The organism is uncultured Roseibium sp., assembly GCF_963675095.2.
Classification (GTDB): Bacteria; Pseudomonadota; Alphaproteobacteria; order Rhizobiales; family Stappiaceae; genus Roseibium.
In genome coordinates this window covers 73,836-96,970 of record NZ_CAXXSJ010000017.1, presented here as the reverse complement: position 1 = coordinate 96,970, position 23,135 = coordinate 73,836, and the positions used below count along the sequence as shown (strand labels likewise).

At 62.3% G+C, this 23,135-nt stretch carries 18 protein-coding genes and 1 pseudogene; 7 read left to right on the top strand and 12 right to left on the bottom strand.

Annotated features, from left to right (window positions below):
• Window positions 1-12: 12 nt before the first annotated feature.
• The 4 genes from ABIN98_RS07045 to ABIN98_RS07030 are packed head-to-tail and all read right to left on the bottom strand — an operon-like array spanning window position 13 to window position 4,025.
• The gene (locus ABIN98_RS07045; RefSeq protein ID WP_346908664.1) at window positions 13-555 is read right to left on the bottom strand and encodes a TRAP transporter small permease subunit; all 543 of its coding nucleotides are present in this window, start codon (window positions 553-555) and stop codon (window positions 13-15) included.
• Window positions 556-558: 3 nt separating this feature from the next.
• Entirely contained in the window at window positions 559-1,536 is a 978-nt protein-coding gene (locus ABIN98_RS07040) for a TRAP transporter substrate-binding protein (protein ID WP_346908662.1), read from the bottom strand.
• A gap of 60 nt (window positions 1,537-1,596) precedes the next feature.
• Window positions 1,597-2,883 carry a TRAP transporter large permease gene (locus tag ABIN98_RS07035; protein WP_346908660.1) on the bottom strand — a complete coding sequence of 429 codons (1,287 nt, stop codon included), beginning with the start codon at window positions 2,881-2,883 and terminating at the stop codon, window positions 1,597-1,599.
• Window positions 2,880-4,025 (bottom strand): FAD-dependent oxidoreductase, encoded by a 1,146-nt coding sequence (locus ABIN98_RS07030; protein WP_346908658.1) that lies wholly within the window; start codon window positions 4,023-4,025, stop codon window positions 2,880-2,882. The genes ABIN98_RS07035 and ABIN98_RS07030 overlap by 4 nt, the downstream gene beginning before the upstream one ends.
• 109 nt (window positions 4,026-4,134) lie before the next feature.
• Between ABIN98_RS07030 and ABIN98_RS07025 the strand changes: the two genes are divergently transcribed.
• Window positions 4,135-4,722, top strand: a complete 588-nt coding sequence (locus tag ABIN98_RS07025) for an XRE family transcriptional regulator (RefSeq protein ID WP_346908656.1) — start codon at window positions 4,135-4,137, stop codon at window positions 4,720-4,722.
• A gap of 82 nt (window positions 4,723-4,804) precedes the next feature.
• Here ABIN98_RS07025 and ABIN98_RS07020 read toward each other — a convergent pair whose 3' ends face one another.
• The 7 genes and pseudogenes from ABIN98_RS07020 to ABIN98_RS06990 all read right to left on the bottom strand — a co-directional run bounded on the left by ABIN98_RS07020 (window position 4,805) and on the right by ABIN98_RS06990 (window position 14,855).
• A complete protein-coding gene (locus ABIN98_RS07020) occupies window positions 4,805-7,912 on the bottom strand; it encodes a peptidoglycan-binding protein (RefSeq protein WP_394701461.1) in 3,108 nt (1,035 codons plus the stop codon).
• Complete coding sequence (locus tag ABIN98_RS07015; protein ID WP_394701460.1) at window positions 7,852-8,349, bottom strand: hypothetical protein; 498 nt, start codon at window positions 8,347-8,349, stop codon at window positions 7,852-7,854. Before ABIN98_RS07015 ends, ABIN98_RS07020 begins: the two co-directional genes overlap by 61 nt.
• A gap of 2,004 nt (window positions 8,350-10,353) precedes the next feature.
• Window positions 10,354-10,659: a hypothetical protein gene (locus ABIN98_RS07010; RefSeq protein WP_346908654.1), complete on the bottom strand. Its 306-nt coding sequence runs from the start codon at window positions 10,657-10,659 to the stop codon at window positions 10,354-10,356.
• 3 nt (window positions 10,660-10,662) lie between these two features.
• Window positions 10,663-12,002: pseudogene (locus ABIN98_RS07005) on the bottom strand (acyclic terpene utilization AtuA family protein).
• Complete coding sequence (locus tag ABIN98_RS07000; RefSeq protein WP_346908652.1) at window positions 12,002-12,232, bottom strand: hypothetical protein; 231 nt, start codon at window positions 12,230-12,232, stop codon at window positions 12,002-12,004. The pseudogene ABIN98_RS07005 and the gene ABIN98_RS07000 overlap by 1 nt, the downstream one beginning before the upstream one ends.
• Complete coding sequence (locus ABIN98_RS06995; protein WP_346908650.1) at window positions 12,219-13,865, bottom strand: TRAP transporter fused permease subunit; 1,647 nt, start codon at window positions 13,863-13,865, stop codon at window positions 12,219-12,221. The genes ABIN98_RS07000 and ABIN98_RS06995 overlap by 14 nt, the downstream gene beginning before the upstream one ends.
• A 24-nt stretch (window positions 13,866-13,889) precedes the next feature.
• Window positions 13,890-14,855 (bottom strand): TAXI family TRAP transporter solute-binding subunit, encoded by a 966-nt coding sequence (locus ABIN98_RS06990; protein ID WP_346908648.1) that lies wholly within the window; start codon window positions 14,853-14,855, stop codon window positions 13,890-13,892.
• A gap of 177 nt (window positions 14,856-15,032) precedes the next feature.
• Between ABIN98_RS06990 and ABIN98_RS06985 the strand changes: the two genes are divergently transcribed.
• Both ABIN98_RS06985 and ABIN98_RS06980 read left to right on the top strand, forming a co-directional pair.
• Window positions 15,033-15,968, top strand: a complete 936-nt coding sequence (locus ABIN98_RS06985; protein ID WP_346908646.1) for a LysR substrate-binding domain-containing protein — start codon at window positions 15,033-15,035, stop codon at window positions 15,966-15,968.
• 258 nt (window positions 15,969-16,226) lie between these two features.
• Window positions 16,227-17,252: an MBL fold metallo-hydrolase gene (locus tag ABIN98_RS06980; RefSeq protein ID WP_346908644.1), complete on the top strand. Its 1,026-nt coding sequence runs from the start codon at window positions 16,227-16,229 to the stop codon at window positions 17,250-17,252.
• Between the two features lie 9 nt (window positions 17,253-17,261).
• Here the strand turns inward: ABIN98_RS06980 and ABIN98_RS06975 are convergent, their stop codons facing one another.
• A complete protein-coding gene (locus ABIN98_RS06975; RefSeq protein ID WP_346908753.1) occupies window positions 17,262-18,599 on the bottom strand; it encodes an MFS transporter in 1,338 nt (445 codons plus the stop codon).
• Window positions 18,600-18,926: 327 nt separating this feature from the next.
• On the opposite strand from ABIN98_RS06975, the gene cyoA reads away from it, so the two are divergent.
• From cyoA to cyoD, 4 genes are read left to right on the top strand one after another with little or no spacing between them, the layout of a single operon-like run.
• Window positions 18,927-20,075 carry a ubiquinol oxidase subunit II gene (gene cyoA, locus ABIN98_RS06970; RefSeq protein WP_346908642.1) on the top strand — a complete coding sequence of 383 codons (1,149 nt, stop codon included), beginning with the start codon at window positions 18,927-18,929 and terminating at the stop codon, window positions 20,073-20,075.
• Window positions 20,076-20,108: 33 nt separating this feature from the next.
• Entirely contained in the window at window positions 20,109-22,121 is a 2,013-nt protein-coding gene (gene cyoB, locus ABIN98_RS06965) for a cytochrome o ubiquinol oxidase subunit I (RefSeq protein ID WP_346908640.1), read from the top strand.
• Window positions 22,118-22,738 (top strand): cytochrome o ubiquinol oxidase subunit III, encoded by a 621-nt coding sequence (cyoC, locus tag ABIN98_RS06960; RefSeq protein WP_346908638.1) that lies wholly within the window; start codon window positions 22,118-22,120, stop codon window positions 22,736-22,738. The genes cyoB and cyoC overlap by 4 nt, the downstream gene beginning before the upstream one ends.
• On the top strand, window positions 22,735-23,133 hold the full coding sequence (gene cyoD / locus ABIN98_RS06955) for a cytochrome o ubiquinol oxidase subunit IV (protein WP_346908636.1): 399 nt from the start codon (window positions 22,735-22,737) through the stop codon (window positions 23,131-23,133). Before cyoC ends, cyoD begins: the two co-directional genes overlap by 4 nt.
• Window positions 23,134-23,135: the final 2 nt, after the last annotated feature.

Genomic DNA, 23,135 nt, shown 5'->3' with positions numbered 1-23,135 from the left:
ATCGGTTCCCGGTTATGATGTCGTATCTGTTTCACCCGCGACCAGCTGGCCGGTCGCGCGCATCAGGAGCCCTGCCGTCAGATGAAGGACAATCAGGGCAAAGGCGAGAGGAACGGCGGACGTGAACCAGATCATGGACACATCCAGCATGTCCGCCTGACGGGCCAGGCTGCGGCCCAGAAAGCCGCGGGCCATGTCGAGCCGGCCGTTGAAGACGGAAAACCAGATCACCGGCCCGGCAAAGGCCAGTACGCCACAGGCCCGAATGAGTGCCAGTCCCATGCCGCCGGCCCCTGTCATCTTGCGGGCCACGGGAAAGAGAACCGGATCGGCACCGGCCTTGAACGCACAGGACGCTCCGAGCATTCCGGCCCAGACCATGGACCGGCGGGCCAGTTCCTCAGTCCAGATCGGTGGGGCGTCGAGGACATAGCGTGCCAGCACCTGCCAGCCCGCGGCGGCCACCATGACCGCCACGGCCAGCACCGCCCCCCAGAGGGCGATGCTGTTAAGACCGGCGGACAGCCTGTCCAGTGCTTTCGCCAGTGCGCGCACGGCTCAGTTCCCCTTTGCCGCTTCCCATTCCGCGATCTGTTCCGGCGTCAGCAGGCCGCTGTCATAGGCCGGTCCGGACGCTGCGCGGAACTCGTCGCGGGCCGCCTGGTCCAGCGTGACCACTTCGACGCCAGCCTCACGCAGCTTGTCGAGGATCGCGGTGCGGCCTTCCAGCCATTTGCGGTTGGCCGCCGTCGCCTCGGCGACCGCCGCATCCACCGTGGCGCGGTCCTCATCCCTCAGTCCCTGGTACCAGTCTTCCGAAATGATGGTGATCCGCAGCGCCGGAGAGATCCGCGCATCGGTGAAGTACTTGATGAAATCCGTATGACCGAACAGGAGCGGCACGAAGGGCGGGTTAAGATAGCCATCGGCCACCCCCGTCTGCAGCGCATTCGGCACCTCTGCCCAGCTCACGATCGTTCCGGTTGCACCCCAGGCCTTGTAAAGGTCGATCTGGCTTTCATCCAGCGCGCGCATCCGCAGGCCCGCCATGTCGGCGACCGAGTTCACGGTCTTCTTGGTGTTGAAGATGCCCGACGCCTGGCCGACGGTATTCACCGACACCACCCGGACGCCGTCCTTCGTGGTGGCTTCGTTGATCTTGGCCATCATGCCGCCTTCGTTCAAGGCGCGGTCGACCTCGGCCATGTCCTTGAAGAAATACGGCAGGCGCATGCCATAGATCAGCTTGTCGATCGAACCGACGATGTTGAGCGGCGACATGGAGACTTCCAGAACGCCCTGGCTGACCTGGTCGAACAGTTCATCGTCCCCGCCCAGCGCGCCGCGCTGAAACTCTTCGGCTTTCATGCCGTGGCTGTTGAGATATTCAGAGAACGTATGCGCCCAGACATAGCTGCCGGAATTTTCCATATCCTGCGGACTGTCCAGTGCGATCTTGACCTGCGCCTGGGATGCTCCTCCCACCAGAAGGGCTGCTGAAAAGACGGCAATGCCGATTTTCCGTATGTGTTTCATGCTACCTACTCCGTTTTATAGTTCACCCTCTTTGCAAAACAATTTGCCCCGGACCGGCCGCTAATTCGCGCCCAGTCCGAAGGCCCGCGGCAGCATCAGACTGATGTCCGGTACCGCGATCAGAAGCCCCAGCACGGCAATTTCCACCAGAACGAACGGGATGATCGCCCGCGCCAGTTTCCAGTAATTGATGCCGGTCACCGCCGAAATCACCAGAAGACAGCCGCCCATCGGCGGCGAAATCAGCCCGATGCACAGGTTGAAGCAGATCACGATGCCGAGATGGACGGGATCCGCGCCCTGCTGCAACGCCACCGGCGCCAGCAAGGGCACCAGAAGCGCGAGCGCCACGGGAATATCGAGCACCATTCCGGCCAAGATGAAGATCAGGTTCATGACCAGCATATAGCCGACCGGTCCGAGCCCGAGGCCGGTCACCGCCTCCAGGATCGCCTCGGGAATGCGCTCCAGCGCGCCGAGATAGCCAAGCGCGGAAACAGAACAGATGATCAGGAAGATCGATCCCGACAACAAGGCGGTGCGGCGGAGCGCTTCCAGGACGGTTTTGGCAGTGATCCCTGCATAGAACCAGCCTGCGCCCAATGCCACGACGACGGCCACCGCAGCCGCTTCGGTAGGCGTCATCCAGCCGAACACGATGCCGCCGAGGATGATCACCGGCAGCGAGAGCGCGGGAAGCGAATGCGCAATGGTCCGGAAGAAAGGCGGCATCTCCTCCTTTTCCAGGCGGGGGTGACCCTGCCGCCAAGCATAGAAGGCATTGACCGCAATCAGCACCGCCGCCAGCAGCAGTCCCGGCAGGATGCCTGCCAGAAACAGCGCCGTCACCGACGTCCCCATGAGTGCGCCGTAAAAGATCAGGATGATAGACGGCGGGACGATCGGTCCGATGATGGAGGAGGCGCCGGTCACCGCGCTGGCATAGGTCAGCGAATAGCCGCGCCGAGTCATTTCCGGCACGAGCGTATTGGACAAGGCCGCCGCATCGGCGACCGCGGACCCGCTGATACCAGCGAAAAAGACCGAGGTCAGAATGTTTACGTGCCCCAGCCCGCCGCGCAGGCGCCCGACCAGCGCCATCGACAGGTTGATCAGCGTCCCGGTCACCCCGCCCCGGTTCATGAGTTCGCCCGCCAGAATGAACAGCGGCATGGCCATCAGCGCGAAGACGTCGATCTTGGAAAAGATCTGCTGCGGCAGGATCGCCAGGTAGCGGGCGTTATCGGTGGCGAAGAAGGCGAGAACCGCCGCGCCTCCAATCACATAGGCGATCGCCGCACCGGAGACGAGCAGCACCGCTGCGAACAGGAGGACCACGAAAATCATGCGGCCACCTTCCCTAGCCGAGGCGCCAGGACCGAAGCCTCCACGCCCTCATCCGCAATATCCGACGGGATCGGCATTTCAAGAACGAGGGCCGCGGCAGCGCGCGCCAGAGCAGGTGCCGACTGGATGCCGTAGCCTCCCTGCCCCGCCAGCCAGAAGAAACCGGCCGCGCGGGGGTCATAACCGGCCGCCGGACAGCCATCGGGAAGAAAACTCCTCAAGCCCGCCCATTTATGCTCGATCCGGCGCACCGAGAGATCGAAGGCGGTCTCGATCCGGTCGACACAGATCGCCACGTCCATCTCGTCGGGCTGCGCGTCGCAGGGCGGCGACGGGGTGGCATCCGCGGGCGAAATCAGAAGCTTGCCTGCGTCGGGTTTCAGATAGAACTTTTCCTCGACGTCGACGGTCATCGGCCAAGGATCCGGCACGCAGTTTTCCGGTGGCGATACGAGGAGCGCCGTGCGGCGTTTCGGGACGAGGCCCAACGACCCCACACCCGCAAGCTCTGCGACTTCGTCCGCCCAAGCTCCGGCCGCATTGACGACGACAGCCGCCCTGATGACGCCGGAACGGGTCTCCACCTCCCAGCCGCTGCCGGATGCGGTCAGGCCGAGAAGCTCATCGCCCGTCTGCAGCTCTCCGCCCAGGGATTTGAATTTCTTGAGATAATACTGATGAACACCGTGAACCTCGATGTCCGCGGCCGTGGCATCATAAAGCCCCGCGGCCGCGTAGCCGTCCCGCAGGATCGGCATCATCTCCCGCACCTGGCTCCCGCTGAGGGCCTCGACCGTATCGCCAAGTTCCTCCGCCATGCGATCCAGCTTGTCCATCTGGTCGGACCGGGCGGGGAAGAGAACGCCGCGAGGACGCAATTGGCTTTCGGCCGGTCCGGCCAAACCGTCCTTTCCGCGCAGGAAGGATTCCGATGCCCGGGTCAGCGCCCGGATCACCGGCGGTCCGTAGGCGCGGGTGAACACCGCAGCCGAGCGGCCGGTGGTGTGGTAACCCGGCTGGCTTTCACGCTCCAGGAGGATGACGTTGCGGGACTCGGCCAGTTCCGCGGCGACGGACGCCCCGGCGATCCCCGCCCCGACAACGACCACATCGCACTGCTTCACATCTGCCGCCACAGCCATCCCCTTCATCCGAATGGAAAAACGCTAGCATCGATTTTCCGATTGGAAAAGAGAAAATTTCCAATAGGAAAATCTTGGCAGAAAGAGAGCGTAGCCCTAGATTGCGGCCATGAAGATTGAATCCGCGAATGAAGAATCGTCCAGGCAAGCCTTCGGCCGCCGGCTGCGCGAGCTGAGGCAGGACAACGGCTGGACCCTGGCCCAGGTGGCGGAACGCTCCGGCCTTGCGATCTCGACGATTTCCAAGGCCGAACGAGGTCTCATCGCCCTCACCTACGACCGGCTGGAGCAGCTTGCCAAGGGCGTCGGCGTAGACATGGCCGCCTTCTTCAATGCTGAAGGCGAGAATTTCGAAACCGGCAGCTTCACCGTCGCCCGCAAAGGCGAGTTCGAGCGCCAGGACACGGAAAATTACGTCTACGAGATGCTGTTTCCGGAAATCTGGAACAAGGCCATGCAGCCGATGATGGGCTCGCTCAAGGCCCGGGAGTTGAAGGACTTCAAGCAGTTCGTCCGCCATCCCGGCCAGGAGTTCCTGACCGTTCTGGAAGGCTCGATCACCGTTTTCCTGGAGGGTCGCGATCCCGTCCACCTGGAACAGGGCGACAGCATCTATTTCGACAGCTCCCTCGGCCACCTCTACGCCTCGGCGGGCGACGAGGACGCCCGTATCCTGGTGGTCTGCGTGGCCACCTAAGGATAGAAGTCCGTAAAATTCCACTTTACGGCAAATGCCTGCGGGTTCTGACGCCCGCAGGCCTAGTGTGTTTTTCCGCCTATTACTGCACCCGTGGCACGATCAGCTGCAGTTGGGGATTGATGACCTGCGGCTGCCTTTGCGGCCTTTGAACCTGAGGCTGCTGCACCTGGGGCCGCAGCACCTGAGGCTGGAGGCAGCGATTCCTCTTCGGATCCCAGCGGGTGTTTCCGGGACAGACACATGCATTGCGGCGCGGATCCCAGGTTCGACCACCACTGCAGTTTGGCCTTGTGGGCTCGGTCGGCGTGGTCTGCTTGCCCGGGCGGGCGCACATCAGGCTGCCGACCTGCCGGATCTCCCAGCCCTGCCGGACCAGATCCTTTGCCCTCTGGCGGCTCACCTGCTGGAACCCGCGTGGACAGGCCTCAGCCTGCGGCCTCGGCCGGGCACAGTAGAGAACCTGGCCATTGCCGCGCACGGTCCGGACTTCATAACCGCGCGGGATCCGGTTCCGGCTCGGATAGGGCTTGTACCCACCCGGGCACTGCAGCGCGGGACGTTCGACCGGCCGGGCGCACATCAGGTTGCCGACCTGCCGGACTTCCCAGCCCTGCCCAGCCAGGTCCTTGGCCCGCTGACGGCTGACCTGCCGGAAACCTGGCGGGCATGTTTCCGCCTGCGGCAGAGGCCGGGCGCAGTAGAGGACCACGTTGCCGCGTGCACGGCGGAGCACTTCCGAATTGCGCGGGATCTGGTTCCTGTTGCGATAGGCCGCATAGCCCGGCGGACAGGCAAGCGGTGGTTCGACGACCGGTGGAGGCTGCACCGGCTGGTCCAGCCCGATCGTGACGCAACTGTTGTCGTTGGCGGCATTCCCGTCGCCGGCGCCCCACGAAGCAAACAGATGGCGCAGCAATGCCTCGTCGATCCGTCCGGTGGCCGGCAGCCCGGCACTTTCCTGGAACTGGCGAACGGCACCGCGCGTATTCGGACCGACGCGGCCGTCCGGCCGCCCGGCGGGGAAGCCGAGCCGGTTCAGGGCGATCTGGACCGCCCGGACCTGGTCCGCAGTGTTCCAGACCAGGCTCGCGCAATTCCTGAGGCTGCGCGCGCCGCTACCTCGGCCGGCGGCGATGGTCAGGGACAGATCAACCGACTCGCCCGGGGCCAGCGTCGTTGCAGGATGGGTACAGTCATACCCGCCCCCTCCGCCGCGGCACCGCCACGGTCTGGGTCCCGAAGACGTCAGCCGGCCCGGAGGATCGGTCACATCGCTCACCTGCAGTGGCCCGACATAGCTGGCCGAGCCGTTGTTGGTGATCCGCACCCGGAAGTCGCAGGGCCGTCCCGCCTCGCAACGTCCTTGCGCGGCGCTCTTTTCGACCGACAGATCCGGGGCATCTGCTGTTGACACCGGCGGAGGCGTCGGCTCAACCGGTCGCGGTGTTTCCTCCTGCGGCTCGTCAGGTTGTCGCGCCTCTTCCTGAGGTTCTTCAGGCTGAATGATCATGATCGTGCTGGTGTGACGATCGTTTTCCGGCTTCTCGTCCTTCACCTTCTGGTCCGGCCAGATCATTTCCTTGCGGTGAATGATCCGCCTGTGGGGGAAGCCCGCCGGGATTTCCAGCACCATGCGGATCTTGGCCGAGGCTCCAGGTTTCAGCGTAAGGTTGTCGCCCTCGCACTCGTATTGCCCGGTGCCGGTCACCTTGCAGGCAAAGCCTTGTGTCTGGCTCTCGATACTGCTGATGGTCACGCCGGGATCGAGCATCCCGTGCAGGCCTGCGGCCCCCTGGAACTGCCGTCCGCCGCGGTTGTCCACCTGAACTTCGATCGGACAGGAAGACCCGAGCTGACAGGTCGTCGCGCCCCACGGTGCCAGATCGGCGGCCAACACGTGCACCGTGGCACAGGCCGGTCCGTCGTTTGCCGCGTTGTCATCACCGGTATAATGCATGGGGACGATCCAAGCTGGCGGCGGCGCGTTCCAGTCGATAGACGCGCAATTTTCTACCGTATCCCCCGCGACCGGATCCGGCAGACGCGTATGGACCGTCAGGTCGTGGGTACTGCCTGGAGGGATTGCGAGCCCTTGCAGGAAGCAGGAGACCGTGCCCGCAGCCGCGCTGTTGCAGCCGAGAGCTCCGTCAACACCTTCCAGCGTTGCGCCTGCAGGCAACGTGTCGGTCACGGCCATGATCCCTTCGATCACGCCCGGTCCGTGGTTCGTTACGCTGACCGTAAAGTCGCATCCGGCCCCTTCGTAACAGACCGCCGGACCGGTTTTGGTAATCTCCGTGTCAAAACCTGTGTCGACCAAAGTGACAGTGCAATTGTGGTCATTGGCTTCGCCAGCGCCCGGCGGCGGATTGTCGTCCAGTGGCATACCCGGCGCGCCCCAGCGGATATCCACGCAATTGTACACCGGTTGGATCGGGACGGGATTGGGGAAGTGGAGGGTCAGTTGCAGCGTTCGGGTATCGCCCGGATGCAGGGTATGAGGTCCGCCAGCCTGATTACAATTGACCGGAACGGCAGCACCACAGCCCCAGCCAGGCCCGGCTACGCCCACATAGGTGAGACCCGGTGTCGCCGGAGTGTCCTGAATATGCAGTTCGCCCGTGTAATCATCGGGACCGATGTTTGAGATCTCGATCTCATATTCGCAGTCACCGCCCGCATAGCAGTGGGCCGGCCCGCGCTTCGTAATCTGCAGATCGAAGAAACCCGCCTTGTTAATGACATTGACCGTATGACAATCGGAATCGGCATGGAGATCTGCCGCCCCGTCATTGGAAGTCATGGCTGACCAGTTGATTTCGGCACAGTTCGTAACTGTACCACCCGCGATGCCGTCGGGCAGCTGAAGCCGGACCATAAAATGAGTCGTCGCTCCCGATGGCAGCGTAATATCCCCGGTAAGGCAATTCACATCCCCACCTGAAGGCGTGCAGCTCGCCGCACCGATGGCATAGGTCGCGCCTGCGGGCATGATATCGCGCACAGCCAGAGGGCCGTTGAACTCTCCGGGGCCGTGATTCGTAACGACAAGATCGAATCTGCACTCGGCATTTTCTGAACATTGGGCAGGCCCGGTTTTCTCGATGCCGAGGTCAAAGCCCTGGGTTACCGGCGTCGTGACGCAGTCGTCATCGTTGCCGTCGCCGGGACCGTCATCGGTGCCCATCTCGAACCAGTCGATACTCGTGCAGTTTTGCACGCTCGGCCGGGTACCGCGGCAGGAAGCAGAATGTTGACCTCGATCGCCGCGGTCGCGCCCGGCACCAGAATTGCCGGCGCATTTGTGATGCAGCGGAAGGTCGCTCCGCCGGGCACGCAGTGCCAGCCCGGTGATGTCGAGGCAAGGGTCGCCCCGGCCGGCATGGTGTCGGTAATCGCAAGAGGACCTGTATAGGCGACGGACCCCACATTCCGGATCCGGATCACATAGGTGCATTCCACGCCCTCCTGGCATTGTGCCGGGCCGGTCTTGCGGATCGCGAGATCGGTATCGAGCGGGAACGGAGGCGGCAGGAACCAGCCGTCGTCGGGCGGAGGCGCAGGAATCCAGCCCTCCTCGGGCAGACCGTCCGGCCATTCGGCAACGACAGGGCCTTCGTCCATGGGCATCAGCTCGCCCCGCAGCCGGGAGCGGCTGGAACACGGCGACATCGCCCACCCGGGTGGCGTCGTTCCGCGTCCGGCTTTCTTCCGAATAATCCCCGTTGGCATCCGTATTGACGTCCACGTCGATCATGAAGGCACTATCCGGCCCGGTTGACGGGGTGACCGGCCCCGGAGCGGGATAGGGCTGGAAGGCGGTAATCGGCTCGAACGCCTCGAAGGGCCGTGCCGCCCGGCCCTGCAGGCCGGAGACCTCAGAGCCGTCATCGTGCGTGTTGGCGCTGGAATCGAAACATTGTCCCTGCGGAGAGCAGAGCCCGTCGCCTGAAATCCAGACGAACCCATCCGGATGGTCGGGATCGGCGTCGCCGTTCTCCCGATATCCCATGCCGAACGAAACGCCGCCGGCAGCACCCGCCCGGATATAGGGCGGACCGGATTCGCCCCGGTCGTAATAACCGACATCGTAGCGCCCTACTCCCTGCCAGGAGTCGGTTTCGCCCAGTTCGTATCGCAGGACACGAGCTTCGTCGGGATAGGAAAAGGCATTTTCCGCAGCCAGGCCGAGATTGCGAACGCCGCCCCGTTCGGCGACCAGCATCACGTTCTGTTCGCTCACTGCCGGGAACGCGATATCCGCGACCGGATGGCTCCGCCCGGCGCGGGCGATAGCTTCAGGGGACCGGAAGAAATCGGGTAGAAAGAACTCGCGGCGTACGGAGCCCGAATTGAAGTTTCCTTCCCTGTCGATCCCCACCGACCAGACAGAATTCCGCTTCTCATCGTCACCGGCGGCCGCATAATCGGGATTGCCGAACCCCTGACTGCTCCAGACGGCATAGTAGAGGCGCACCTCGCCCGTCGCCGTTTCCTGGCGCACACCGACGCCCCAGACACGGCGGCGGAAATCGGCGAAATTCCAGCAGGACGGCGTCCGGGAAAAATCACCGCTCGGACAATCTCCGATCTGCGCACTGCCGGCCGGATCGAACGCGACCGGTTCCAGTGAATGAAACTGTCCGTCGGACGCATCCATGAACGTGATCCGGCCACCGGTTCCGTGGTCGAAGGTGCCGAGATCCGCGCCATCGTCAAGCGAGAGCCGATGGATCAGGCCGGTTTCAAGATCCGAAACGTAAAGCTGCCTGTTCCAGCGGTCGAAGGCGATATTGCCCAGCGCCGCGCCGCTGTTTTCCCGCCCGTCCGTCGTAATGTCTGCAAAGACTTCCGGCCGGTAGTCGTTGGCCGCATCGAGCTTCCAGACAGTGCCGGGGCTACCGCCCTCGCCCCACATGCCGTCCATCCAGCCGGAATTGTCACCATTGCGGTGCAGCCCGAAGGCCGAGGTCGCCGTCACATAGATGTTCGGCGGCGTCGCATCGTCGAGAGCGACACCGAATACCTGACCGATTTCCGCGGCCGTCACCGCTCCGCTCTGAATTTCATCGAACCAGTGCTCGCCCCGCGGCGGGCCTCCCGCCTGGCGCAGGTCAAGAATGCTGGCAACGGCGCCGTCCGGATCGATGACCCGGCGTCCGTCCTGCTCGACCGTCCCGGAGAAGCGCGTAACGACCGCATCGCCCGGTTGCATGTCCTGGGCTTTTGCCTGGGGCGGCAACGACACGGACGTACCGGCCAAAATGCAGGAAACGACTGCCAGTCCCTTCCATGCGAAACGCCAGCTTACAGGCATGACGGACGAACTGAGCCGGAAACACGCGCGACCCAGAAACGAGGCAGAACAAGTGGAATTATCTTCAGGAACGATCGGACTCGCAGTCATGGACAGGTCCCCTCCCGTGTCGCGGAAACGGCCCCCGCTTCAAGGAGCCTCCGGTTTCACTGGCATGCCAATGTAACGTCACCTTGGCATGACGTTGGGGAATGGTACTCGAGTTGCCGCCTCGTACCTTTGACAAGGGTCAAACAGGGTTAGGAAAGGCTATAAGAAGTCATTCAAACTGTTTCTACAGTATCCCCCGTCAGGTACCGTAAGATGGTCCGCTATCTCGGAACCTCCATCTCGAGAACTGCCGAACTCAGGCACTTGCCGTGAGCGTCAAGGGCCAGCGAGCGGGTCACCCCTCCACTGAGCGCGCCGTAGAGAACGAAGTTCAGCGCACCGAGTTGAGGCAGGACATAACGCTCGATCCTGGTGATCTCCAGCCAGTCCAGATGCGCCTGCAGTCTCTCCCGCGTCACCTCGGCTTCGAGCAGCGGCCAGTGCGCCATGTCATAGGCGATGACCGAAATGTTGGAGATGTTACCCTTGTCTCCAGTCCGGGAATGGGCGATGTCGCGCAGCAGCATGGCTCAGCTCTCCAGAAGTTCGATGTGCGGAGACACCAGGTCCTCCGGAATCAGGGTGGAGACGATCGCAACGATCTCGCGCACCGACTTGGTAGCGCCGCCACCGGCGGCAGGACCATTGAGATAGAGGCTCTCGACTTCGTCGCCGATCAGACGTGCATCGGCTAGGCTGTCCGCGCGCGCGGCAAAACGCAGCCGTACGTCCCGCGCCGTGTTGTCGCCTGGCACCCCTCCGCTCAGGATGGCATTCACGCCGATAAGCTCGCCCCGGGTTTCGGAATAACGCTGACTGGCCTGTACCAGACGCGTCTCAAGGATCTCGAGCGCCAGCCGGCCACGCGCCTCGGCTCCTGGCCCGGCATAGGAAATCTGCCCCTCACCGACATAGGAATCCACATAACCGAGCGATACTTTCAAGGATCCTGTTCTGGGATTCCCCGTCCCTCCCGTTACCCGAACCCGATCCCGCCCGATCTGGGTCAAGCATACGCGGGAGAAATCCGCGATCACGTCCGGCTGCAAATAAGCCGACGGATCGTGGACCTCGTAAAGAAGCTGTTCCTTGCAGGTTGCCTCGGTAACCGCGCCGCCGGTTCCGGCGAGCTTGGTAATGACTGCATCGCCATCCTGCGCCACCTCGGCGATTGGAAAGCCGAGATTGGCGAGGTCGGGGACCTCCTTGTAGCCGGGATCGGCAAAATAGCCTCCGGTTACCTGTCCACCGCATTCCATCAAGTGGCCGACAAGCGTACCGCGGCCGAGCCTCTGCCAATCGTCCATGCTCCAGCCGAATTCATGGATTTGCGGAGCGAGAAACATGGCAGGATCGGCAGCCCGGCCCGTCAGGATCACATCCGCCCCGGCAGCAAGAGCGGACACGATGGGTCCGGCCCCGGTATAGGCGTTAGCGGAGAGAAACGGCCGGCCAAACCCGCTGGCCGGCTGACCCGTCTCCAGAATGGGAAAGTCGGAACCGGACACCGCAGCCAGCACGTCATCGCCGGTCACGGCTGCGATCTTCAGTCCGCTGATCCCGAGCTCCCGGGCGATCTCAAGACACTTGCGGGCGGCGGCAAGCCGGATTGGCCGCCCCCATGTTGGAAATGATCTTGAACCCTTTGCGCGCCTGGACCGGCAGCACCGCGCGCAAGCGCCGTTCCAGCATCGGATCATAACCTGCTTCCGGATCGGCCCGGCGGGCCTGCTGGGCAAGCGCGATGGTCCGTTCGGCCAAACATTCGAACACGAGATAATCGAGCGCGCCGTTTTCGGCGAGATCGACCGCAGGTTCGATCCGGTCTCCGGAAAAAGCCCGCTCCGGTACCAATTCTGAGCAGATCCATCATGCGGTTTCCAGGGCCAGCCGACGCGGCTTGCCGAAGTGCCAGGAAAGAGCGAGCAACAGCCCCGCGATCAACGGTGCGGCTGGCTGCGGCCAGATTGCAAGTGCGATACAGATGCCGAGCACAGCAAGATCCAGACTGCGGATGGCAAACAGCCTCTGGCCGCTCAGGATGGCCGGAATGGCGATCACCAGCACCAGGCCGGAGAGCAGCGCATCACCCAGATCCAACAGTCCGCCTTGCCCCGTCATGCCCGGATAGAGCAGCAGCAGGAACGGCACCACATACGTGACCGCGCCGAGCCGGACGGCCTCGAAGGATGCAGGCAACCAGTTCGTCTGGGCGATACCCCGCACCAACGAAAACCGCGACACAGACCGGCGGCGTGATCACCGAGATCGTGGCAAAATAGAATACGAAGAGATGGGCCGCGAGCGGATCGATACCGACCGCGGTCATGGCCGGGGCCAAAACGGCAGCAACCAACACATAGGCTGCGGTGGTCGGCAGACCCATCCCCATGATCAGACAGACCCCACCCACGATCAAGGCGACCAGCGGGACGGAATCTCCTGCCAGCGACACGATCATGGAACTGAGCGTGACGCCGATGCCGGTCATGTTGATCATGGAAACGAGGATCTGCGCACCCGCCAGCAGCACACCGATAATCACCATGCCCTTGCCCGCATCGGATACCCCGTTCAGAACCAGTTTGAACATCTGCCGAACCGGCATCTTGCCGGCGGATGTAGCGACAAAGGCAATCAGCAGGCCAACGACGCCGTAGAAGGCGGCCGTGGCAACCGAACGGCCGAGAAACACACCAATTCCCAGACCGCCCAGCGCGGCCAGGATCGGCAGCACCCTCCGAGGAGCCAGAATCGCCGACCAGGCGGGCAACTCTTCGGTAGGCACAAGTTTCAGGTTCTTGCGCACCGAGACGATATGAACCGTGACAAAGACCGAGAGATAGAAAAGCAGCGCCGGTACGACCGCTGCAGCGATGATCTTGAGGTAGGAGACGCCGAGGATTTCGGCCATGACGAAGGCGGCCGCCCCCATGATCGGGGGAGCGATCTGTCCGCCGGTGGAGGCAACGGCTTCGACCGCAGCCGCAAAGGCCGGCGGATAGCCGAGACGCTTCATCATCGGAATGGTGAAATTGCCGGTGGTAGCCACATTGGCGACCGCCGAACCGGAAATCATGCCGAACAGTCCGCTGGCGATGGTCGCGATCTTGGCGGCTCCGCCCGCCTGGCGCCCGCCGATGCGCATGGCAAGGTCCATGAAGCTCTGGCCGCCACCGGTGTGCAATAACAACGAGCCGAACAGGACGAAGGACGCGATGACGGTGGCCGCCACACCGGTCAGCATGCCCCAGATGCCCAGATCACCGAGGAAGATGGTCTCGGTGACGAAGGCGCCGTCGAAACCCCGATGGGCGAGAGCACCGGGGAGATGGTTGCCAAAGAGCGCATAAGCCAGGCCGATGACCACGAGAGCCGGAAAGATAATACCGACCGCCCGCCGGCTGACTTCCAGCACCGAGATGACCAGCCCCGCCGTCAGCGCCATATCGAGGGATGTCGCCCAGGGCAGGTTGGTCATGATCTCATCGTAGTTGATGACGATGTAACCGCAGGCGACAAGCGAAATTCCGGCAGCGGCGAGATCGACAGCAAGGCCGAGCGGCCGCCACCGCCGGCCATGGCCGAGCGGATAAACCGCAAGGCCCAGGCAGACGACGAGCGCCAGGAAGATCGCCCGCTGGATCAGGCTTTCGAACGGACCTGTCGCGGCAGTGTAGAAGACAAAGGCGCCTGTCAGCAGGGCCAGTCCGTCGCGAATGCGGCTCAGCACGGCGATACTCCTGGAACCAGCGATTTAGTTGGCCGGCTGCAAGCGGGCGGGAATGTCGATGCCCTGCTCGCGATACCACCGGGCAGCTCCTGGATGGAGAGGGATGGTGGCATATTGCAGTGTCAGCTTGGCCAGGTCCGCGCCCTTGACCGACGCCATGGCCGCGCCCTGGACATCCTTGTCTTCCATGACCGCCTTGACGATCTTGTAGGCGGCATCCTCTGAAAGTTCCGGCCCCGCGGCCACACCGACACCGAAGCTCCAGGTGGAATAGGCCGGAACGCCTTCCGCAGCTCCGGCAGGTACGTCGACCAGGGAGACATCCGGCATCTTTTCCGCGAGCGTTCCCTTCTGTGCATCCGTCAGACTGAGAACCCGGATCGGAGTGAAGGTGGCAATGTCGAGCGTCGAGCCGTCGAGCTTCAGCCCAGCCCCGGACTTAACGTAGCCGGCAACCCTGTTGTCCTTGATCATGCCCACGATATCCGTCGTGGAGCCGCGCACAAAGTCAGCAGACAGGTCGAGCGCCTTGAACACGGCTTCGGTTGTACTCTCCGTGGCCGAGCCCTTGATGCCCGGATTGAAGCGCACGCCCTTCAGTCCGTCGAGACCGGTCACTTCGGAATCCGCTCGCACAATGACATTCTGCGGCGCACCGGTATAGACCCACAACAGGCCCAGCTTCATCGGCTTGCCTTCGAACTTGTTGGTACCTGCCACTGCATGCTGGGCAACGTTCGTGGTGACCAGGCCGAGATCGATCTGGCCGCGCTCAATACGGCGAAGGTTATCGAGCGTGGCACCGGTTTCGACGACCGAGGCCTCCAGGCCATCGGCCTTCTCGTTCACCAGTTTGGCGACCGCTACGAAATAACCGTAATGGCTCGACGACGCAGAGGTTGAGCCGATGAGTAGCTTTTCCTGGGCAGCAGCCGGCAGGCTGAGACCCAGCGCAAGTGCGCCCGCAAGCGCCAGATGTGACAAACGCATATATGAATTCCTCCCAAGGAGCCCGCGAAACGGGCATTCATCTGCAAGCGCAAACAACAGGGATCGAGATCACTCCTCTCCCCCGATCCTCCTGCAGCTCCCAATGGGGCCTGCGCTATTGCTAGACTGGTACAAGTCTTTTGTTGCGTGAAGTGATTTATTGGAAATAATTGTTGCATGGAACGCAACAAATTTGATCTCGATGAACTACGGATCTTTTGCGCGCTTGCCAGAGGCGGCGGTTTTCGGGCTGTGGCCGACGACATCGGCCTGTCCGCCTCCGCTCTGAGCCGGCAGATCGCCCGGCTGGAGGAACGACTCGGGACGCGGCTCTTCAATCGGGACACGCGGAACGTGTCGCTGACACCGCAAGGGGAAACTCTGTTGCGCCTCGCCGAACGGGTCCTCAACACCGCAACCGGCGCAGGCGCGGAATTCGATGCCTATCTCGCTGCCCGGCGGGGGCGATTGACCATCGCAGGCCTTCCCTCCGTGACTGCCGGCCTGCTGCCCTCCATCGTCTCCCGCTTCCTGGCGGAACATCCGGATGTGGATGTCCAGATCAATGACGCCTTGTCGGACAGCGTCATCCGCAGCATTGAACAGGGCGAAGCGGATCTGGGCTTTACCGCAGGCGCAGTGGAGACCTCCGACCGAATTTCCTTCCGCAATCTTCTGTCCGACCGGTTCGTTGCGGTGGGCGCGGCCGGCGGCACGCTTTCGGAGCGGCGGAGCTACACATGGTCCGAACTTGTTGGTCAACCTTTCGTGGCCATGGCCCGTGGAACAAGTGTCCGCAATCTCACTGACGCCGCCTGCTCCCAGCTCAACCTCCTGTTCCGTCCGCGGTTCGAAGTCGCCCATCTGGCCACCGCCGGCGCATTCGTCGCGCAAGGGCTCGGTGTCACGGCCCTACCCGTGCTGACCCTGCCGGTGCTGCGCTCAGAAAGGCTCGTCTACCGCCCCCTGACGGAACCGGACCTCGTCCGTCAGGTCGGCATCATCTGGCGCGCCGGTCACGTACTTTCTCCCGCCGCCATGGCATTCCTGGATCTCGTCCGCGGCACGGACCTTTCAAAGGAAGTACCCGAACCCTTTACGCAACAAGGCTAAAGCACAGAAGATTACTCTGCTCGGCCATTCTGACGAAGGACATCGACGCGTTTTCACGCCTGGCCACCAGCGTGTGGTCGCTCGCGTATCATATATGCCCCTATCTCGCTGGCGGCTGCCGGCCTCTGATGCTCAGGGGTCGTAAGCTGGAAAAGGCCTGTTGCATTCAGCCAGGGGTGGTACTCGTCAGCATGTCGGCGCCAGTGGAAATCACCATCGCTGAAGCCGTGTAACGAACCTAAGCCGTGGAACATCCGTATGTTTCCGGTCTATGTTTCACCCATGCGGCCCAAGTTTCATCCATCGCTCGTCAACGACCGCTTCGGCGATCCGGCGCTCTATATTGACTTCCGACAGGAACGACGGGCAATCCTGTTCGATCTGGGGGATATTCACACCCTTTCGCCCCGGCAGATCCTGCGCCTGAGCGACGTGTTCGTCTCCCACACCCATATCGACCATTTCATCGGCTTCGACCACTTTCTGCGCGTGCTGGTCGGGCGCGACAAGGAGGTGCGGCTTTACGGTCCGTCCAACTTCATCGACCGGGTCGAGGCGAAGCTTGCCTCTTATACCTGGGACCTGGTGGAACGGTTTCAGACGGAACTGGTCTTCACTGCCACCGAAGTTGGCGCCGGACTTGAGACCCGCACATCAAGGTTCCGCTTTTCCCATCGCTTCATTCGCGAGGATCTGGCGAAAGGCCGGGCGGAAAACGGCGTTCTTCTGGCCGAACCGGCGCTGACTGTCACCTGCGCCGAACTTGAACACCACTCCACCTGCCTCGGCTTCGCCCTGCAGGAAAGCACCCATGTCAATGTCTGGAAAAACCGGATTCAGGAACAAGGCCTTACGACAGGGCCTTGGCTCGCCACATTAAAAGCCGCTATTCACGAAGGCCAGCCTGACGACACCCCGATCTCCGCGGAACGGGACGATGGGACACGGGAGGACCTGCCGCTCGGCTTTCTGCGTGAGGAGATCATCTCCATCGAGCCCGGCCAGAAGATCGCCTATGTCACAGACGCGGTCTTCTCGCCCGCAAACCAGACAGCCATCGTAAACCTGGCCCGCAATGCGGATATCCTGTTCATCGACGCAGCCTTCGCCGAAGGCGATGTCGAGCTCGCCGCGCACCATGGCCACCTGACCACCGCCCAGGCAGGCTCCCTGGCGCGCCGGGCCGGGGCCGCGCGCGCAGAACCGTTTCACTTCTCGCCTCGTTATGAGGATTATGAAGACCGGATGATCGCGGAGGTCGACGCGGCGTTCAACGGAGATTGAGCCCCGCCCTCAACGGCTGTCACCATGCTGGTCCAGCGCGCGGCTGACGGTCAGGGCGAGCAGCGTACAGATCGCTCCGGAAATCAGGTAGCCGCCGATGAAGATGATGCCGAACTCGCTCGCAAGGCCGAGGGCGACCAGTGGGGCGAAACCGGCGCCGACCAGCCAGGCCAGATCGGAAGTGAAGGCCGCACCCGTGTAGCGGAATCTTCTGGCGAACCGGAACGAGACGGCCCCGGATGCCTGACCAAAGGACAGGCCTAGGATACCGAAGCCGACGATGATGAAGGCATCCTGAGCGGCGGCACCGGCTTCCAGCCAGAACGGAGCGGCGAAGCTGAAGATCGCGATGGCGATGGCGCCGATCAGCAGTTGCCCGCGCCGTCCGATCCGGTCCGCCAGCAATCCGGACAGCACGATGGTCACCGCGCCGACCGCGGCACCTGCGATCTGCACGAGCAGGAAGTCGCCCGCCGACTGGCCGTGGTTCAGATAGACCCAGCTCAGCGGGAAAATCGTCACCAGGTGGAACATGGCAAAACTTGCCAGCGGGACAAAGGCACCCAGCAGAACATCGCGTCCATGAACGCGTAGCGTTTCCAGGACCGGCGCGGCCTGCAATTCGTCACGATCCAGCGCCGAGCCGAATTCCCCCGAAGCGACCAGCCGCAGACGGGCAAACAGCGCCACCACGTTGACGGCAAAGGCGACGAAGAACGGATAACGCCAGCCCCAGGAAAGAAAATCCGCTTCCGACAGGTTGACGTAGAAATATCCGAACAATCCGCTAGCAAGCGCGAAGCCCAGCGGAGCCCCGAGCTGCGGGATCATGGCATACCAGCCGCGGCGGTTCGCCGGTGCGTTCAGGGCCAGCAGGGACGCCAGCCCGTCCCAGACGCCGCCCAGCGCAAAGCCCTGCCCCAGCCGGAACAGCGCCAGCAGAAGCACCGACCAGACCCCGACCGTCTCATATCCGGGAAGAAAGGCGATGGAGGCGGTCGAGCCTCCCAGGAGGAACAGCGCGATCGTCAGTTTCGTGCCGCGCCCGTAGGTGTGATCGACCCACATGAACACGACGGATCCCACCGGACGTGCCAGGAAAGCCAGCGCGAACACCGCGAAGGAATAGAAGGTCGCAGTCAGGGGATCCGCGGCAAATCCGAAAACGAGCCGGGGAAAAACAAGTACGGAAGCAATGCCGTAGACGAAGAATCCGAAGAACTCCGAAGTCCTTCCGATGATTACTCCCATGGCGATGTTGCCTGCCGAAACCTGCGTATCGTCATGCATCCGGCGGGCGTCCCGCTCGAAATCCGCCGATGTTGGATATGCCGACATAGTCACGATTGGCCTCCTCCTTGCCGCTCGGTCCGTCACTCCCAATGCCAATGTTTGGACGAAGCCGACGGCAACGCAAGCGCGTTTTGCTCAAGCCCCCGATTTTTCTTTGATCAAAATCAAGGCCATATCGCGACATCCGGTCGCGGCCCTCGACATTATCGCGGACATCGGTCCATCCCGCCGATTTCTGCCCTTTTGTCACCATTGCCTCACCCAAGGTAACGTATTTGCACTGCACCAATTTTGCTGCGCCGCGACAAAACACCCCATCGGCGAGGCTCGAATCCTTCTTTAGTCGAATACGGGAACCTACCTACTTATCTGGACTTCACCATGCCAAGGCTGTTCAAGCTCCTGCGACCCCTCAGCGTGTTCGCAGTGCCCTTCGTTCTGTCGGGCTGCAATATGGTGGTCATGTCACCCTCAGGCGACATTGCCCTTCAGCAGCGCGACCTCATTCTTATTGCCACCGTCCTGATGCTGCTGATCATCATCCCTGTCATGGGCCTGACGATCTTCTTCGCCTGGCGATACCGCCACTCGAACAAGGCAGCCACCTACGAACCGGAATGGCACCACTCCACCCGCCTGGAAGTCATCATCTGGTCGGCGCCGCTCGCGATTATCATCATCCTCGGCGCCGTAACCTGGATCAGCACCCACAAGCTCGACCCTTACCGGCCGCTCGACCGTATCGCGGCAGACAGGCCGGTTCCCGAGGACGTCAAGCCGCTGACCGTCGAGGTCGTGGCCCTGGACTGGAAATGGCTGTTCTTCTATCCCGAATACGGCATTGCCACGGTGAACGAGATGGCCGCCCCCGTGGACCGGCCGATCGAATTCAAGATCACTGCCTCGTCGGTCATGAATTCCTTCTACATCCCGGCGCTCGCAGGCCAGATCTACGCCATGCCCGGAATGGAGACCAAGCTCCATGCCGTCATCAACGAGCCGGGCGACTTCGAGGGCATTTCGGCCAATTACAGCGGCGCGGGCTTCTCCCATATGCGGTTCCGCTTTCACGGGCTCGACAAGGCAGGCTTTGAAAGCTGGCTCGAACGGGTGAAGCAAAACGGCACCGCGCTCAACCGCGACGCCTATCTGAAGCTGGAAAAGCCCAGCGAACGGGAACCGGTGCGCTACTACGCCTCGGTGGCTGACGGGCTTTATTCCTCCATCCTCAACATGTGCACCCGTGAAGGCACCATGTGCATGAACGAGATGATGCACATCGACGAGATGGGTGGCGGCGGCCTCGAAAGCGAGGAAAACCGCAAGCGCCTCGAATATGACAACCGTTTCGACGAGGAAGCCAACAGGGAACTGGCCGAGCTCGGCCCCTACACGCCCTGGAGCGGCCTGAACCCGGATATTTTCGGCCGTTGCACGCTGCCTTCCAGAGACCCTCCCCGTGCAGAAGCCCGTAACGAGTCTCCTGCCGGCACGGCAGCCCTTCTCCTGAGCCGCCCCAACCGCATCTGACGGCGGTCGCGGCCGCAGAAACTGGACAACGTCATGTTTTCTGACACAACCCTGATGAATTTCATCTTCGGGAGGCTCTCACTCGAGTCCATCCCGTATCACGAGCCGATCCTGGTGGTCACTTTCGCGGTCGTCGCGACCGGCGGCCTGATCGTGCTTGGCCTCATCACCTACTTCCGCCTCTGGGGCTATCTCTGGAAGGAATGGTTCACCAGCGTGGACCACAAGAAGATCGGCATCATGTATGTGGTGCTGGCCCTGATCATGCTGCTGCGCGGCTTCGCCGACGCCATCATGATGCGCATCCAGCAGGCCTGGGCGTTCGGCGGCAGCGACGGCTACCTTCCCCCGCACCACTACGACCAGATCTTCACCGCCCACGGCGTGATCATGATCTTCTTCATGGCCATGCCGTTCGTGACCGGCCTGATGAACTACGTGGTGCCGCTGCAGATCGGCGCGCGCGACGTCTCCTTCCCGTTCCTGAACAACTTCTCGTTCTGGATGACGGTGGGAGGCGCCGTCATCGTCATGATGTCACTGTTCGTCGGCGAATTCGCCAAGACAGGGTGGCTCGCCTATCCGCCGCTTTCAGGCATCGACTACAGTCCGGACGTCGGTGTCGATTATTACATATGGGGACTGCAGGTCGCCGGTGTCGGCACGACCCTGTCGGGCATCAACCTGATCGCAACCATCGTCAAGATGCGCGCACCGGGCATGTCCCTGATGAAAATGCCGGTCTTCACCTGGACCGCGCTGTGCACCAACGTGCTGATCGTTGCCACCTTCCCGATCCTGACCGCGACCCTGGCGCTCCTGACGCTCGACCGTTACGCCGGCATGAACTTCTTCACCAACGATCTCGGCGGCAACCCGATGATGTATGTGAACCTGATCTGGATCTGGGGTCACCCGGAGGTCTACATCCTCATCCTGCCGTGCTTCGGCATCTTCTCCGAAGTGGTCGCCACCTTCTGCGGCAAGCGCCTGTTCGGTTACACCTCGATGGTCTACGCCACCGTGGTGATCACCATCCTGTCCTACCTGGTGTGGCTGCACCACTTCTTCACCATGGGATCGGGCGCGAGCGTCAACGCCTTCTTCGGCATCACCACGATGATCATTTCGATCCCGACGGGTGCGAAGATGTTCAACTGGCTCTTCACCATGTACCGGGGCCGGATCCGTTACGAACCGCCGATGCTGTGGACCATCGGTTTCATGATCACCTTCGTGATCGGCGGCATGACGGGTGTCCTGCTTGCCGTCCCGCCGGCGGACTTCGTGCTGCACAACTCGCTGTTCCTGATCGCCCACTTCCACAACGTGATCATCGGCGGCGTGGTGTTCGGCGTGCTGGCCGGTGTCAGCTACTGGTTCCCCAAGGCCTTCGGCTACAAGCTCGACCCATTCTGGGGCAAGATGAGCTTCTGGTTCTGGCAGATCGGCTTCTTCTTCGCCTTCATGCCGCTTTACGTGCTCGGCCTGATGGGCGTGACCCGCCGTGTCAGCCAGTTCGAGGACCCGTCCCTGCAGATCTGGTTCATCATCGCCGCCTTCGGCGCCTTCCTGATCGCGCTCGGTATCGGCTCCTTCATCATCCAGCTTGTTGTCAGCTACCTGAAGCGGGACGAGCTGCGCGACGAGACGGGCGATCCCTGGAACGCCCGGACCCTGGAATGGTCTACGTCCTCGCCGCCGCCGGACTACAACTTTGCCTTCACGCCGGTGGTGCATGACCATGACAGCTGGCACGACATGAAGGCGCGCGGCTACCAGCGTCCGCTGGAAGGCTTCATCCCGATCCACATGCCGAAGAACACCGGTACCGGCGTCATCCTGGGGATGATCAGCGTTGCCTTCGCCTTCGGCATGATCTGGTACATGTGGTGGCTTGCGGCCCTCTCCGCGTTTGCCATGTTCGTGATCGCGATCGGCCACACCTTCAACTACAAGCGCGATTTCTACATTCCGGCCGAAACGGTCCGGGAGACGGAAGACGCGCGGACGTCCCTGCTCGCAGCACAGGGAGCGACGTCATGAGCGACGCAACACTCAACGAATACAAGGCAGACCAGTTCTACCTGACCGAGGAGCACCATCCCGAAGGCAGCACCATGCTGGGCTTCTGGATCTATCTGATGAGCGACTGCCTCATCTTCGCGGTGCTCTTTGCTACCTACGGCGTGCTCGGCCACAACTACGCCGCCGGCCCCACCCCGGCGGACCTGTTCGACCTGCCGCTGGTGGCGATCAACACGGCCATGCTGCTGTTCTCCTCCATCACCTACGGCTTTGCCATGCTGGAGATGGACCGCAACCGCAAGAACACCATGCTTGCATGGCTGGTCGTCACCGGCCTGTTCGGGCTTACCTTCCTCGGACTGGAACTTTACGAGTTCCATCACCTGATCAAGGAAGGCGCCGGACCGGACCGCAGCGCTTTCCTGTCGGCCTTCTTCACGCTGGTGGGCACACATGGACTGCATGTCACCTTCGGCATCATCTGGCTGGTGACGCTGATGGTTCAGGTGTCGGTCAAGGGCCTGATCCCGGAGAACCGCCGCCGGCTCCTGTGCCTGTCCATGTTCTGGCACTTCCTCGACGTCGTCTGGATCGGCGTCTTTTCCCTGGTTTACCTGTTGGGAGTCCTCGGATGACCTCGCTTTCCTCCGCACACACCGACGATACTCACGGGCATCACGGCCATGACGACGATGGCGGCCACGGCACGTTCAAGGGCTATCTGACCGGTTTCATCCTCTCCGTCATTCTCACCGCCATCCCCTTCTGGCTGGTAATGGGCGACGTTCTGGACAGCAGGCTCTTCGCCGCCGTCCTGATCCTCGTCCTGGCGGCCGTGCAGGTCGTGGTTCACATGATCTATTTCCTGCATATGAACACACGGGTCGAAGGCGGCTGGTCCATGACCGCGCTGATCTTCACCTTGATCCTGGTCGGGATCATGCTCTGCGGCTCGTTCTGGGTGATGTATCATCTCAACACCAACATGATGCCCCAGATGTCGCCGGAGATGATCAAGGCCCTGCCCTGAGA

Bases quoted from the DNA above. Each gene is read 5' to 3' on its own strand.
- cyoD (WP_346908636.1), top strand. From the start codon at position 22,735: ATGACCTCGCTTTCCTCCGCACACACCGACGATACTCACGGGCATCAC.
- ABIN98_RS07015 (WP_394701460.1), bottom strand. From the start codon at position 8,349: ATGGACGAAGGCCCTGTCGTTGCCGAATGGCCGGACGGTCTGCCCGAG.
- ABIN98_RS07010 (WP_346908654.1), bottom strand. From the start codon at position 10,659: ATGCTGCTGCGCGACATCGCCCATTCCCGGACTGGAGACAAGGGTAAC.
- cyoB (WP_346908640.1), top strand. From the start codon at position 20,109: ATGTTTTCTGACACAACCCTGATGAATTTCATCTTCGGGAGGCTCTCA.
- ABIN98_RS06980 (WP_346908644.1), top strand. From the start codon at position 16,227: ATGTTTCCGGTCTATGTTTCACCCATGCGGCCCAAGTTTCATCCATCG.
- cyoC (WP_346908638.1), top strand. From the start codon at position 22,118: ATGAGCGACGCAACACTCAACGAATACAAGGCAGACCAGTTCTACCTG.
- cyoA (WP_346908642.1), top strand. From the start codon at position 18,927: ATGCCAAGGCTGTTCAAGCTCCTGCGACCCCTCAGCGTGTTCGCAGTG.
- ABIN98_RS06990 (WP_346908648.1), bottom strand. From the start codon at position 14,855: ATGCGTTTGTCACATCTGGCGCTTGCGGGCGCACTTGCGCTGGGTCTC.
- ABIN98_RS06985 (WP_346908646.1), top strand. From the start codon at position 15,033: ATGGAACGCAACAAATTTGATCTCGATGAACTACGGATCTTTTGCGCG.
- ABIN98_RS07020 (WP_394701461.1), bottom strand. From the start codon at position 7,912: ATGGGCACCGATGACGGTCCCGGCGACGGCAACGATGACGACTGCGTC.
- ABIN98_RS07025 (WP_346908656.1), top strand. From the start codon at position 4,135: ATGAAGATTGAATCCGCGAATGAAGAATCGTCCAGGCAAGCCTTCGGC.
- ABIN98_RS07035 (WP_346908660.1), bottom strand. From the start codon at position 2,883: ATGATTTTCGTGGTCCTCCTGTTCGCAGCGGTGCTGCTCGTCTCCGGT.
- ABIN98_RS07040 (WP_346908662.1), bottom strand. From the start codon at position 1,536: ATGAAACACATACGGAAAATCGGCATTGCCGTCTTTTCAGCAGCCCTT.
- ABIN98_RS07030 (WP_346908658.1), bottom strand. From the start codon at position 4,025: ATGGCTGTGGCGGCAGATGTGAAGCAGTGCGATGTGGTCGTTGTCGGG.